This window comes from Pseudomonas sp. GW823-FHT02C05, from assembly GCF_058797595.1.
The window spans coordinates 312,951-327,149 of record NZ_JBXAJU010000001.1; the positions used below are offsets into that span (position 1 = coordinate 312,951).

Consider the following 14,199-nt stretch of genomic DNA (forward strand, 5'->3'; position numbering starts at 1 on the left):
TCACTACTTTTGTCGTGCCACCTTTTTTGCAGTTTTTGCGACGAATGCTGATGGAACTACATCCAAGGTTCGAGATGCGGGTTCGATTCCCGCCGGTGCCGGAAAACGGCGCCGTGGTTCAATGGTCAGAACGCGAGTGCACCGTTTCATCGACTCCTTGTCGTCGCATCTTTTCCCCCCGCCTCGGCGGGATGGCAGCGAATGCCACGGGTACTACATCGTGTCGCGGGTTCGAACCCCGCCAGCCGCAAGGCTGTAGCTCAGTCGGTAGAGCAAATGTGCCTGTTCCCTTGTCGCTGCCCGCAGGCCCGGCCTGCACCGATTGACCCGGCGAATGCCGGTGGAACTACAGGACAGCGTGGTCGCGGGTTCGAGTCCCGTTCACCGCAAGGTGCTAGCTCAGAGGCAGAGCGCGCTGCATGTTTCACCTCCACTTGTCGCCGTTTGCACCGAACACCGCAATTTCGTAGGAGCTGGCTTGCCAGCGAAGAGACTCCCGAGATCGTCTTCTGCGACCCGGCTCCTGCGCACCCTATTGAACAAGGCCGTATCCGCGGCCACAGGAAAAAGAGTCAACGACATGGAACACAAGACCTACCAACTGCTGGAAGTCGCCAACGGCAAGCCGATCAAGATGTGGACCCAGGGCGTGCCGGTGGAAAACGAAGCCCGCCAGCAATTGATGAACACTGCGAAGATGCCGTTCATCTTCAAGCACCTGGCGGTGATGCCCGACGTGCACCTGGGTAAGGGTTCGACCATCGGTAGCGTGATCCCCACGGTGGGCGCGATCATCCCGGCTGCGGTCGGGGTGGATATCGGCTGCGGAATGATCGCCGCCCGTACTTCGCTGACCGCCTCCGACCTGCCGGATAACCTGGCCGGATTGCGTAGCGCCATCGAGGCGGCGGTGCCTCACGGTCGTACCTCGCCCCGTAGCGGTCGCGATAAGGGCGCCTGGGGCGACGTGCCGAATCAGGCCGACCAGGCCTGGGCTGCGCTGCACCCACGTTTCAAGGCGATCACCGATAAGTACCCGGCCCTGGCCAACAGCAACAACCGCAAGCACCTGGGAACCCTCGGCGGGGGTAACCACTTCATCGAGGTCTGCCTGGATGAGGCCAACCGGGTCTGGTTCATGCTCCACAGCGGTTCCCGTGGCGTAGGTAACGCCATCGGCAACCTGTTCATTCACCTGGCCCAGGCCGATATGCGCCAGCACATCGCCAACCTGCCGGACCGCGACCTGGCCTATTTCGAGGAAGGCAGCCAGCACTTCAACGATTACGTGGAAGCGGTGGCCTGGGCCCAGGATTTCGCCCGGCAGAACCGTGAGCTGATGATGCAACTGGTGATCCAGGCCACCCGAAAGGTGATCAGCAAGCCCTTCGAGGTGGCGCTGGAGGCAGTCAACTGCCACCACAACTACGTGCAGAAGGAGCGCCACTTCGGTGAAGAGGTGCTGGTGACCCGCAAGGGGGCGGTGTCGGCGAAGAAGGGCGAGCTGGGGATCATTCCGGGTTCGATGGGGGCCAAGAGCTTCATTGTCCGCGGATTGGGTAACGAGGAGGCGTTCTGCTCCTGCAGCCACGGCGCGGGGCGTACCATGAGCCGCACCAAGGCCAAGAACACCTTCACCCTGGCCGACCAGATCCGCGCGACCGCCCATGTGGAGTGCCGTAAGGACGAAGCGGTGATCGATGAAATCCCGATGGCCTACAAGGACATCGACCAAGTGATGCACGCCCAGCGCGAGCTGGTGGAAGTGCTGCACACCCTGCGTCAGGTGGTGTGCGTTAAGGGGTAGAGCAATGGACGACATGGATGCATTGATAGCAACCCCGCCCGGCTGGCAGTACCAGCTGAGCGACTACGAAGCCCGCCGCGTGCGGGAGGTGATGGACGAGTTGGACAGGCACAGCGCCTGGCTGGAGCTGAGCCGCTTCGGCAACGGTTTCGTGCGTCAGGCCGCGGTGCGCGGGCTGGCCGCGCAGCCTTCGGCAGAGGCCCTGGTGGCTTTGCTGGAGCGCCTCAACGACTGGGTGCCCCAGGTTCGCCAGGAGGCCGCCGCGGCGGTCGAGGCCTATTGGGTGCCGGAGCATGCCGGGCTGCTGTTGCAGACCCTGGCACCGCTGCTGGCCCTGGCCGGCAAGCAGCGCGCCGACCACGGCGCGACCCTGGAGCGGGCCAGCGCCGTGTTGCAACTGGCCCAGGTGCGCGACCAGGTGCAAGGGGCCTTTGGCACTTGCCGGGGCAAGGCTGCGCGCTTTGTCTTCGAGCTGTTGCTCAAGGGCGTCGAGGACCGACCGGCGCTGCTGGCCATGGCCCTGCGCCACCCGGAGGTCAGCGTGCGGCAGATGGCGGTGGACGCCTGCGCTGAACTGCCCGATGAGCAGGCGCTGCCCTTGCTGGAAGAGGTGATGCGCAGCTGCGGCGCCAGTGTGCGGGTCAAGGCCCTGCGGCTGCTGCTGTCGCGCCTGGCCGATTGTCGCGAGTATCTGGCGCAGGCCCTGCTCGACCCTTCGGGGGCCTTGCGTTGCCTGGCCCACTGGGCCGCGCCGCGCCATGGGCTGGACCCGCGGGCAGTGCTGCTGGCCCGCTTGCAGCAGCCGGCCCCGGGCAACAAGCGCCAGTGGCTGGGGCTACTGGGGTTGGTCAGGGAGCTGCAGGAGCCACAGGCCGATGCCATGGTGCGCCAGGCCCTGGCTTCGCCGGCGCTGAGCGTGCGCCTGCAGGCCCTGCAAACCCTGGGTGAACGTGGCATGGCCGAGCAACTGGCGGCCCTGGACGATGCCTCGGACAAGGTCTTCGACTGCGCCCTGGGCCTGTTGCGCCAGCAGCCGTGGGCGGTATTCGACGAGGCCCTGGAGCAGCGTCTGGACCAGCATTGGCACGATCTGCCCAAGGCGCGACGCTGGGCCATGCTGGCCCTCAAACCGGGCTGGCGTCAGTTGGAGTACCTGCTGTGGCGCCTGGGGCAGGGCGGCAGTGACGCCGCCTATTGGCGCGAGGCCCTGGCACGCTGGTGCGATAGCCGCTACGGGATGTTCGACCCGGTGACCCCCAAGCCCCTGCGCGAGGCCATGGTGCAACGCTTGCAGGCGATGGAAGCCGCCGGGGAATTACCCGCCGGTTCGGTCCAGCGGCTGTTGTGAGGAAAGGAGAACCGCCATGTTGACCCCGGTTGAAGATGAGCACAGCCAGGCGCTGCGCCAACAGCTGGAAGCGGCGTTTTGCGTGTTCGATTTTGTGCGGCTGGCGGTGGAGCCGGGTGTCGAGGTGAATCAGGCCTTGCATCGCCAGGGCTTGCAGCACCTGTATCAACACCTGATGGCCAGGCGCCGTGAGGCCTGGAAAAAGCTGCGCCAGGACCCGCGCTACGCCGACGTTGGTGAACCGCAGATGCGCTGGGAACCGGAGCGGGCACTGCCTGAGCGGCTCAGCCCGCAGCAGGTCCGGCAACTGGTTTGCGAAGACCCGGAGCAGCAGGACTGGGCCTTGTACCGGGCGTTTTGCCAGCCACCGTACGGGCTGCATTTCCCGGGTGGGGCCGAGCAGGCCCGGCAGGTGTACGGCCAATGGCTGGACCTGCTGGGGCTCGATCTCCAGCAGCAGCCCCAGGTGATCAACTGGGTGGGCGACCTGGAGCTGGATTGTCAGGCCTCGGCCATGGGCCCGCATCTGCTGCCCTGGAGTGAATATTTCGACGAAGGCCTGGAATGGTGGGGCGTCTGGTGCCTGACGGTGTGGAACCCCGAGCGCCGGACCCTGAGTGTGCTGGCCGCCAGCGCCACGGATTGAACAAGGAAAAGGATCATGGAACATCTGGAGCGCCATCCCCTGAGCAGCGCCATGCGCGAACGGGTATTGGCCGAGCTGGCGCGGATCGAGCGCGAGCGCAATGTGCAGGTGCTGTATGCCTGCGAATCCGGCAGTCGGGCCTGGGGCTTTGCCTCTGCCGACAGCGATTACGATGTGCGTTTCGTCTATGTGGAAAAGCCCGAATGGTTCATCCAGGTGGATGCCGGGCGCGACGTGATCGAGCGGCCCCTGGACGACGAGCTGGACATCAGCGGCTGGGAACTGCGCAAGACCCTGGGGCTGTTGCGCAAGTCCAACCCGACCCTGCTGGAATGGCTGGACTCGCCCCTGGTGTACCGCAGCGAACCGACCGCCGCCGAGCGCCTGCGCGAGCTGGCCGAGGCGTTCTACAGCCCGCCGGCGGCGCGCAACCATTATCTGTCGATGGCCAGGAAGAACTTTCGCGGTTACCTGCAAGGCGACAGCGTGCGCTTCAAGAAGTACTTCTACGTCCTGCGGCCCTTGCTCGCGGTGCGCTGGATCGACCAGGGGCGCGGCCGACCGCCGATGACCTTCGCCGACCTGCTGACCACCGTCGACCATCAGCCACTGCTGGACGAGGTGGCCGAGCTGCTGGTTTTGAAACGCTGCGCCGACGAGTCCGCCTACGGACCGCGACGCCCGGCACTGCACGCCTTTATCGCCGCCGAGCTGGAACGCCCGGTGCCGAAACTGGCGCGTACCCATGAAGACAACGCGTTGCTGGACGCTTACCTGCGGGAAACGGTCCGGCACTACGCCTGAGGAATGTGATGAAACAGGATGTAGTCGAACTGGACGGCGCCATCGGCGGCGGTCAGGTACTGCGCAGCGCCTTGAGCCTGTCGATGCTCAGTGGCAAGACCCTGCGTATCCATAATATTCGCGCCCGGCGCAGCCGCCCGGGGCTGTTGCGCCAGCACCTGACCGCGGTGCTGGCGGCGGCCCAGGTATGTGGCGCCAGAACCACTGGGGCCGAGCTTGGCTCCCAGGTCCTGAGCTTCGAGCCGGGGCCGATCCGCGGCGGCGACTACCGCTTCGCCATTGGCACCGCCGGCAGTTGCACCCTGGTGCTGCAGACCCTGCTGCCGGCCTTGCTGCGAGCGCCGCAGCCGAGCCGCGTGAGCATCAGCGGCGGCACCCACAACCCCCTGGCGCCGCCGGTGGATTTCCTCCAGCAGGCCTGGCTCCCGCAACTGCGGCGCATGGGCGGGCGGGTGGAACTGCAGCTGCTGCGCCATGGTTTTGTCCCGGCCGGCGGTGGCGAGCTGGAGGCCTTTATCCAGCCTTCGGAGCTGCAACCCTTGCATCTTCAAGAGCGCGGAGCATTGCTCGGCAGTCGAGCCTGGGCCTTGAGCGCGGGCCTGCCCGAGCATGTGGCGGAACGCGAGTTGCGCCGGGTGCACGATCGCCTGCAACTGCCTCGCAAGCAGCTCACCCCGGTGCTGCTGGATGAAGAGTACGGCCCGGGCAATGTGCTGCTGCTGGAGTTCGCCTTCGAGCACCTGACCGAGCTGTTTTGCGGTTTCGGCCAGAACAGCCTGCGGGCGGAGAAGGTCGCCGACGGCGCCATCGATCAGGCCCGGGACTGGCTGGACTCCGGTGCCGCAGTGGCGGAACACCTGGCCGATCAACTGTTGCTGCCCATGGCCCTGGCCGGTGGCGGCAGCTTCACCACGCCGTGCATGACCGAGCACCTGCAGAGCAATATCCGGGTGATCGAGGCATTCTTGCCGGTGCGGATCGAGGCGCGGCCACTGAGCGAGCAAGTACTGCAGGTGCAATGCCACGCCCTGTCGTGAAAGGGCTAATGGGCCCGGGTCATCAAGGAAGTTGTCGCCATGTATCACCTGTATGGAAGCCAGGGCACCGGCTCGGCCATCGTCGAGATCGCCCTGGAGTACTGCCAGCTGGCCTACCGCCGCATCGAGGCCGCGCCCTGGGAGGACAACCCCGGGCGCGAGGCCCTGGCACGGCTCAATCCGCTGTTGCAGATTCCCACCCTGCAACTGCCCGATGGCAGCATCCTCACCGAAAGCGCGGCGATCCTGATCCACCTGGGCCTGGAGTTTCCCGACTCCGGGTTGCTGCCTGCGCCAGCGTCGGCCCGGGCCCAGGTGATACGCGGCCTGGTGTACATCGCCGCCAACTGCTATTCGGCCATCGGCATCCTCGACTACCCGGAACGCTGGATCAGCGACCCTGACGAACCGCTCAAGGCCCGGGTGCGCGCCGCCGCGGCCGAGCGCCTGTATCGCAGCTGGGGGCTGTTCGCCGAGCAGTTTGCGTCGCGACCATATTTCGGCGGTGCGGCGCCGGGTGCCCTGGATATCCAGGCGGCAGTGGTGTCGCGCTGGTCCGGTGCGCGAGAGCACCTGCGCGATAGCCATCCCGATTTTCTCGCCCTGCTGCAACGCATCGACCGCGAACCGCGCATCGCCGCGGTCCTGGCCCGCCACTGGCCCCCCGCATCCTCGTAGGAGCTGGCTTGCCAGCGAAAGCGACCGCCAGCCGTATGCAGGGCTCGCGGGCCCCTTCGCCGGCAAGCCGGCTCCTACGGTGGGTTTTGATATTGATGGGAGAGGGGCACTCTGCCCCGCGTCGTAGGAGCTGGCTTGCCAGCGAAAGCATCCGCCAGACATATGCAGGGCTCAAGGGCCCCTTCGCCGGCAAGCCGGCTCCTGCGGTTAGGAGGTGGGGTGATAGAGAGGTGAATCAGCGGTTGAGTTTCCTGGGGCGAAGCTGGCAGTCTGCGCGCCCGGTTCAGTGTCGGTTTTCTCTCAGGGACGTACTCGATGGATGGCAACACCTGGCTCAAGGCCTTGAACACTCTGCTGACGATTGTGCAGCGCCTGGTGCTGCTCAGTGGCTGGTTTATCGCCGCGCTGGTGCTGGGGTTCACCATCAAGTCCGGGTTGCAGCCCTTTCTGGCGATGTTCCTGGCTTCGCTGTTGGGGGTTGTCGCGTTGGTGGTGCATGAGGGCGGGCATTACCTGGGGGCACGCGGGTGCGCGATGCCGGTGTTGCATGTACGGGTGGCCGCCGTGGAGATCCAGGTGCTGCGGCGCGGCTGGCGGGTGCGCTGGGCGCCGCAGCTCAAGCGCAATCGCCTGGGCGGCTATGTGATTGCCGCGAGCAATCTGCAACGGCCACTGCGGCAGCAGTGGATGCTGGTGGTCCTGTGCGGGCCGCTGCTGAATCTGCTGGCGGGCGGCGCTTCCCTGGCGCTTGGGCTGTCCTGGCCCGGGGTGCCGGGGGCCATTGCCCTGGCGTTTGCCGTGATCAATCTGGCCATGGGGGTGGGTAACCTGATGCCTGCCTGGCGGGTATTGCCCAGCGACGGCATGCTCCTGCTGGGCTGGTACCGGCATCGCGACGATCAACGTCCGGAGCTGGCCCAGGCACGCCTGTTGGCCCTGACCGTGGCCGGGGTGCCCAGCGCACAATTGCCGGTGGACGATCTTCAGCGCCTGGCCGAAGGCCCCATGCCCGGGCCCCTGGTCGCATTCGGTTGCCGCCTCAATGCCCTGCAGGACCAGGGCGACTGGCCGGCCGCGGTGCAGATGGAGCAGGAACTGGATCAATTGCTGGCGGCCCGATCGGCGCAACTGAACGGCATGAGTGGCCTGATCGAGTTGTTGAGGGGCGAGTTGGCGTTCTGCCGCGCTTTGCTGCAGCGTGACGCCGCGCCCCTGAACAACACGCCGATGAGCGCCGAAGTGGATTGGAACGCACCCTGGCTGCGACCGCGCTGCCTGGCCTTGCAAGCCATTCTTGAAGGCGACCGGCAGCGGGGCGAGCACCACCTGCAACAGGCGCTGCAAGCGGCCAATAACAGCGTGGTGCTGTCCCAGGGCAAGAGTGAAGCCCTGCTGGCCGAACAGCTGCGAGCCTTGCCGGCGCCCACCCATCTGTAGGCGCTGGCTTGCCAGCGAAAGCGGCTGCCAGCCGGGTGCAAGGCTCACGGGCCGCTTCGCCGGCAGCCCGGCTTGTGCGGCCTGGGGATGAAAGTAGTCGGTGCAGGAGGACAAAACTCTTATACTCCGGCGCTTTATTTTCCCCACTCCGCCAGAGGAACGCCCCGTGGCCAATGACACCGACCAGGATTTCTACAACCGCGCCGACGCCGTTATCGAGCTGGCCAATTCCCATATCGCCGACAGCAGCCGTGGCAAGGCCAGCGCTTCGCTGATGTACGCCAATGCGCGCTTCAGTGCCTGGGTCAGTGCCTGCGGCTGCCGCAATGCCGAAGAGCTGGCGGCGGCCAAGCAGCAGGCGGTGGATTACTTCGTCGAGGAGTTCCGCCTGATGATGGAAGAAAACCTCGCCGACTACATCGAGAATTTCGAGCTGTACATGGGCGCCAAGCAGGACTGAGCACGGCACGTCTTGATCAGCATCTCAAGGCGCGCAACACGCTATGGCTCTATGCCGCCTTCTGTTAGATTCGACCGTTTCTGCGCGCCTGCCTTTGCTCAAATCGCTGTCGTCCGGAATTGCTGTCAACGATCAACGTTCCAGGCCGAGTGTAATGAGCGAATCAACAGATCTACATGGATTGACCGGTGCGCACCGCAAAGCTGTTGCCGAGGAGCTTTGGCATGCCTGGCAAGTGGAGCGGCGGGCCGCTGCGGTAATTACCGGGGTTTCGGGTATTGGCAAAACCGACCGTCTGGTGCGCCCACTGGTTGCCAGGGCGCGGGCTAGAGGAGGGTTGGCGTTGCATGTCGAGGTGCCGCAGGCGGCATTGTCGACCGACGAGGAACTGAAGTCCCTGGTGATTCAGGAACTACGTGACTGCGCTGACGAGCAACTGGTGAGTGTCTGTGAACAGCGTTCAACATTTGCTGAAGTGGCTCGGGAGGTATTCAGGCGCGGCGGGTTACTGGTGGTTGATGAGTTCCAGCGATTGCTGGAACCGGGCTCTGCGTTGCCAATTGCTGCGTGGCGTAATGTCTTCGGCCGCCTGGGAACTCGCGTAGCAGACGAAGGGTGTCTTTGGCTGGTGTCCAATCGTGAGGTCTCTGCCGATTGGACTGAACCGTTCCACCAGGCTTTCCTGACCGCGCCAGCCTCTGTCGATGAGCAGATACAGATGGTCCTGGATGCCTTGGGTACTACCGATCCTGATGGGCAATTTCCCGTGGCCAGGCGTATCGAGGTCGCCAGGCGTCTGGGCGGTAATCCCCGAGCCTTGCGTTTGCTAGGCAACCTCCTGCGTACTCATGTCCTGGATGACATGCTAGGCCCTGCTCAAGCCACGCCCGAGGGTCCGGTTGATCCTGCGTTGGTGGCGGCGCTGGAGCGTCAGTTGGTACGTCGGGCAGCCGAAGGTCTTACCCCAAAGGCGAGTGTGCTACTAGAGGCGTTGACTGTGTTACCCGATCCAGCGCCTTGGGGATTGATCGCTGCAGTCGCCGGATCGGATTCAGCGGGCCTGTCCGAGGAACTCCAGAGTCGCTATCTATTGGGAGCCAAAGGTAGCCGCTACGATATACATCCGGCAGTGCGCGAAACGCTCGGCCCCAAGCTGCGAGCTCAGGAGGTGGCCTTCAGGGAGGCTCATCTACGTGCTGGTCGGTGGCATGCCAGGGCTCTGGGGCTCGCGCTGAATCGATCAACTCGCGATGCCGATATTGCCTTGCGACTTTCAGGTGCCCGTTTTCATTTGCTTCAGGCCAATGCGCCAGATGAGCTGAATACTTCGCTGCTTCCGCTTCAGGAATATATTGTTTCAACGTTCGGCTGGTCCGCCCGAACGCCCACCAGCACGTACGAGCGCGATGGAGTTATCTCTCTGCTTGAGGCTTTTTTGATCAAGCCTGGGCCTGCTGCCGTCGAATTTACCTACGCGAAGTTATTGAGGGCGCGCGACTTGCCTGGAGACGCGGCTCTGGCGCTGCCCCATGCGCAACGATCAATGCAGGATCAGGACTTCAGTCATCCATGGGTACTCTGGATAAAGCTCGTCCGATCAGTTGAGGGGAGTGAGGCTGCGGTGGTGGCTGCCCAAACCGCAGTAAAGAAGGTTGCCCCAGAAAAGAATCTGTTCTCGGTTTATCAGTTCCTAGGGGCATGCCTAGCTAATCTGGGCAGGCCGGCCCAAGCGGTTGGTATTCTTGTTGCCGGAGCTGCTATTGCAAAGGGGAGTGAACAGCGTCTGGCCGAGCAGGCCATATTTTGTGCTGCGTCGACAGGAGATTTGCAGTTATTGCAGAAAGTCAGGGAAGACATTTCTCAGTGTGGAAACTTTGTTCTCCAGGTGGCATTAGCCGATGTGATTGTGCTTGAGCAGAAAGGTTTGTGGGCGCAAGCAGCAGCATTGGCTGCAGGGCTACGAGTTGAGTATCCCCACTATATCCATCTTTGTAATCACGAAGTTGTGAGCCATCTTGGGGCTGCCAATCCAGAGGCGGCGCAGAATGCTATGGCGAAGTACCCAAACACCTTCCGTGCGGAAGCGCGTAGTGGTATTCAATGGTTGATCAGCATGGTGGCAACCCAATGTAATGACTACGCCACAGCAGCGAAACACTACTCAATCTACACCGATGGTACGACTGCCCCGGCCACCCTCAATGGCGTCCAAGCGGCTTTGTTGCGGGAGTGGGACCACCGTATCGGCACAACCGGTGAAGCCAATCCCGGTTTGGTGGCTCCTATTCTCCCCAAAGCCCTGACAGGCCTTGAGCAAGACATGTGTCGCCCGCAGTTCGGTCCACCGGTGCTGCCGCAGCATCATGCCAGCACGCATTCAGTGACTCAGTCGAAAAGCAATGCGCTGTCGGTACTGGCCATAGCCACGGAATGGCAGTCCGGCCGGGGAGGCCTGAGTACCCTCAATCGAAATCTCTGTCTGGCCTTTGTTCGCCAAGGTGCGCGAGTGGTATGCGTGGTTGAGCCGGGTTCAGGCCCGTCTATTAACGAGGAGGGAGTCACGGTATTTGCTCCCATCTCGACGCCTGGTCAGGAGCCCCACGAAGCATTGACTCGGCGCCCCGAACTGCCTGCGGGCTTCACTCCAGACATCATTATTGGCCATGGGCGTGTCACCGGCCCGGCTGCGAGTGTTTTGGCAACGGACCACTTTCCCCAAGCGCGGCGCCTGCACTTTGTGCACATGGCGCCCGATGAAATCGAGTGGCTGAAAGGGGGGCGCGAGGATGATGCCGGTCAGCGTGCCGAAGAGCGCACGCGCATCGAGCTGGAACTGGCACGCAACGCTGCTCGTGTGGTCACTATCGGTCCACGGTTGCAGGGGCGTTTCCTGCGGGATCTGGATGCCGAGGGTTTGCCGTCTCCTGTCAGGCTGGACCCCGGCTTTGATCGCCAGAGTGGCGTGCCGCGCCAGCCCCCATTGGGCCAGCCATGGGCGGTGCTGACTATGGGGCGTATGGAAGACGCCAATATCAAAGGGTTGGATATCGCTGCTCAGGCCATGGGAAAGGTTGTTCGCAAGGCGCGAGTTGCACAAAACCTGGAACTGATAGTCCGAGGCGCGCCGAAGGGTTCTGGCGACGAAACCCGAGAGCAAATCCTTGAGTGGGCGGCGGCGCCAGGCCTGGAAGTGTTGGTACGGCCTTACACCGTCGATCCCACGAGATTGGAGGCCGACCTGCGCCGGGCCAGCCTGCTTTTGATGCCATCCAGAGCCGAGGGGTTCGGACTGGTAGGGCTCGAAGCGATCATTGCCGGCACACCTGTATTGATTTCCGAAGAAAGTGGATTGGGGCAGTTGCTCAAGGAAATTCTCTCCAAGGAGCAGGCGGCGCGACATGTTGTGCCCATTACCCGTGACGTGGCGGTAGATGCTGAGTCTTGGGCCAATGCGATTGAAGCAGCGTTGATGGACCGTGAGTCGACGTTTAAGAGGGCGGAAGAGCTGGCAATGACCCTTTCGGAGCAACGGACCTGGAGTTCAGCGATAGCTGGCCTGATCGCCGAACTTGAGTTGCCTTTGAACGCCAAGGCATGACTTCTGACTCGGTGAAGTCAGTGCGCAAAGACCGAGGTGGCATGACTGGTGCCAGTGCGGTACTCGCCGGCCTGATGCAGGCCTATCGCCTCGGCGTGCAGACAACCCTGGGCTGTACCTGGCTGCAAATGGAGTGCCGAAGGGCCTTCAGGAGGCTATCGACGTCAGGCGGTGCCGACGGTTTTCAGTCTTACCTTGCTCTGATGATTCACGAGTGTGGCGGGATAGGACTGAGCCCATTCGTCAAACGTGGACCATGGTTTCCCGAGGGCACGAAAAATGCCAGCGGCATCACTCTTTGTTCAAGGGACCCTGCATCCGGTCGATAAGCTCTGAATGCCTATTGATATGGAGTTCGTCATGGCCTTGCTACCGGTTCGTCTGTCTCATCGTTTGACCCTCGGCAGTGTGTTGCTGTTGCTGTTCACGGCGTTGGCGGTATTTGCCGTGATGACCTTACGGGGGCAGCCCAAAGTGGTGGAGGCAAGCTCGGCACTGATCGAGCAGACCGGCAGCGCCATCGTTCGCCAGCTGGCGTTGCAGTTGGCGGGCATCGAAGGGGTGACCGCGAGCATGGCCCACCTGCTGGAAGGGCTGCCCAAGGAGCAGGCGCTGGTCATGGCTACCCTGCCCAAGGTGATCGACCATGAAGGCGACAAGGCGATCGCCGGGGGCGGCATCTGGCCAGAACCCAATGCCTTCACCCCCGGCGTGGAGCGCCGCAGTTTCTTCTGGGCCCGCAGCGATGTCGGGCCCCTGGCATTCTCAGATGACTACAACGCCGCCGGCAGCGCCGGTTATCACCATGAAGCCTGGTATACCGGCGCCCGCAACAGCGCGCCGGGCCGTTGCCTGTGGTCCGAGGCCTACCAGGACCCGGTGACCCAGGTGCCGATGACCACCTGCAGCGTGCCCTATCGCCAGGACGGTGCCTTTGCCGGGGTCGCCACCATCGACCTGCGCCTGGACGACCTGGCGCGCTTCCTCAAGGAGCAGGGGGCGGTCACCGGTGGCTATGCCTTCGCCCTGGACCAGGCCGGCAACGTGCTGTATTTCCCTGATGCCCAGGCCGGCGGCGGGGGCCAGATGCTCAGCTTCGACGCCCTGAGCAAGCAGCAACCCTGGTTGCTTCCGGTGGCCGAGGCCCTGGCCAAGCCGGCACCGACCGGGCAGGTGCGCAGCCTGGACCTGGACGAGGACGGGCGCTTGCAGGAAGCGGCGCGGGTCAGCTTGTTCAGCATGCCCGGCAGCGGCTGGACCATCGGCCTGGTGACCCCGGAGCAGAAGGTCACCGGCCTGGCCCGGGCCATGACCACCGAGATCTTGCTGTTCCTCCTGCCGTTGCTGGCGCTGCTGCTGTTCTTTGCCTGGCTGGCCGGGCACAAGCTGATTGCCCAACTGGAAGAAACCACCCGGCAGATCGATGCCCTGGGCAGTGGCCAGGCCAGCGACAACGCCGAGCTGCACGTGGCCCGGGCCGACGAGATCGGCGCCTTGCGCGCCGCGGTGAACCGCTATGCCGGGCAGTTGCGGCAAATGCTGCAGAAGATCGCCAGCGAAGCCCGGCAGTTGCAGAACGAAGCCGCGCGCCTGGGTCAACTCAGCAGCACCCTGGCCCAGCGTGCCGAGCAGCAGCGCCAGGAGAACACCCAGTTGGCCACGGCCATCACCGAGATGTCCTCCAGTGCCCTGGAAGTGGCGCAGAACACCAACAATTGCGCCAACACCGCGCGCCAGTCCCTGGTGGTGGTGCAGGAGGGCCAGCACAAGGTCGATGCCAACAGCCAGTCGATCCAGCAGTTGTCCGCGGAAATGGCCGAGGCGGCGGCAGTGATCCAGCGCCTGGAGCAGGACAGCCAGCAGGTCGGCGCGGTGCTGGATGTGATCAAGGCGATCTCCGAGCAGACCAACCTGCTGGCGCTGAACGCCGCCATCGAAGCGGCCCGGGCCGGGGAGCAGGGCCGGGGCTTTGCCGTGGTGGCGGACGAAGTGCGGACCCTGGCCGGCCGCACCCAGACCTCGGCCAACGAGATCAGCGGCATGATCAACGACTTGCAGCAGGCCTCGCGTCAGGCGGTGCAGGCGATCCAGGCCGGCGAAACACGAACCCGCCAGGCGGTGGGCGAGGCGTCCGGTGCATCGGATGCGCTGTCCAGCACGGTGACCAGCTTCGACGATATTTCCCAGCGGGCGCAGCAGATTGCCGTGGCGGCCCAGCAGCAGAGCCACGTGACCCAGGAGATCAACGAACTGGCGGTGCGCATCCACGGCATCAGCGAGGACAACGCCCGGGACGCCCAGGCCCTGGACAAGGTCAGCGAGGCCATGCAGGCCCTGTCCGGGCGCTTGTCGAACCTCAGCCAGGGCCACCACTGAGGCATTGT

The 14,199-nt window shown here is 64.0% G+C and carries 10 protein-coding genes and 1 pseudogene; all 11 read left to right on the forward strand.

Features of this window, described 5'->3' with window-relative positions; translation table 11 throughout:
- Positions 1-580 precede the first annotated feature (580 nt).
- The 11 genes and pseudogenes from AC1RGE_RS01540 (at position 581) to AC1RGE_RS01590 (ending at position 14,191) form a co-directional block, all read left to right on the forward strand.
- Positions 581-1,807 (forward strand): RtcB family protein, encoded by a 1,227-nt coding sequence (locus AC1RGE_RS01540; protein ID WP_011060602.1) that lies wholly within the window; start codon positions 581-583, stop codon positions 1,805-1,807.
- A 4-nt stretch (positions 1,808-1,811) separates the two neighbouring features.
- Entirely contained in the window at positions 1,812-3,155 is a 1,344-nt protein-coding gene (locus AC1RGE_RS01545) for a hypothetical protein (protein WP_015635089.1), read from the forward strand.
- A 16-nt stretch (positions 3,156-3,171) separates the two neighbouring features.
- Positions 3,172-3,801, forward strand: a complete 630-nt coding sequence (locus tag AC1RGE_RS01550; protein ID WP_103291292.1) for a hypothetical protein — start codon at positions 3,172-3,174, stop codon at positions 3,799-3,801.
- A gap of 15 nt (positions 3,802-3,816) precedes the next feature.
- Complete coding sequence (locus AC1RGE_RS01555; RefSeq protein WP_077933831.1) at positions 3,817-4,605, forward strand: nucleotidyltransferase domain-containing protein; 789 nt, start codon at positions 3,817-3,819, stop codon at positions 4,603-4,605.
- 8 nt (positions 4,606-4,613) lie between these two features.
- A complete protein-coding gene (rtcA, locus tag AC1RGE_RS01560) occupies positions 4,614-5,642 on the forward strand; it encodes an RNA 3'-terminal phosphate cyclase (RefSeq protein ID WP_492583086.1) in 1,029 nt (342 codons plus the stop codon).
- 39 nt (positions 5,643-5,681) lie between these two features.
- Positions 5,682-6,320 (forward strand): glutathione S-transferase family protein, encoded by a 639-nt coding sequence (locus AC1RGE_RS01565; RefSeq protein ID WP_011060607.1) that lies wholly within the window; start codon positions 5,682-5,684, stop codon positions 6,318-6,320.
- A 315-nt stretch (positions 6,321-6,635) separates the two neighbouring features.
- Positions 6,636-7,757: a site-2 protease family protein gene (locus AC1RGE_RS01570; RefSeq protein WP_072451372.1), complete on the forward strand. Its 1,122-nt coding sequence runs from the start codon at positions 6,636-6,638 to the stop codon at positions 7,755-7,757.
- 166 nt (positions 7,758-7,923) lie between these two features.
- On the forward strand, positions 7,924-8,217 hold the full coding sequence (locus AC1RGE_RS01575; protein ID WP_492583088.1) for a DUF3144 domain-containing protein: 294 nt from the start codon (positions 7,924-7,926) through the stop codon (positions 8,215-8,217).
- Between the two features lie 154 nt (positions 8,218-8,371).
- Positions 8,372-11,815 carry a glycosyltransferase gene (locus AC1RGE_RS01580; RefSeq protein WP_239690424.1) on the forward strand — a complete coding sequence of 1,148 codons (3,444 nt, stop codon included), beginning with the start codon at positions 8,372-8,374 and terminating at the stop codon, positions 11,813-11,815.
- Positions 11,816-12,433: 618 nt separating this feature from the next.
- Positions 12,434-12,781, forward strand: a pseudogene (locus AC1RGE_RS01585) (cache domain-containing protein); the annotation flags it as partial.
- A gap of 120 nt (positions 12,782-12,901) precedes the next feature.
- Positions 12,902-14,191, forward strand: coding sequence for a methyl-accepting chemotaxis protein (locus AC1RGE_RS01590; RefSeq protein WP_492584232.1), 1,290 nt, complete (start codon positions 12,902-12,904; stop codon positions 14,189-14,191).
- Positions 14,192-14,199: the final 8 nt, after the last annotated feature.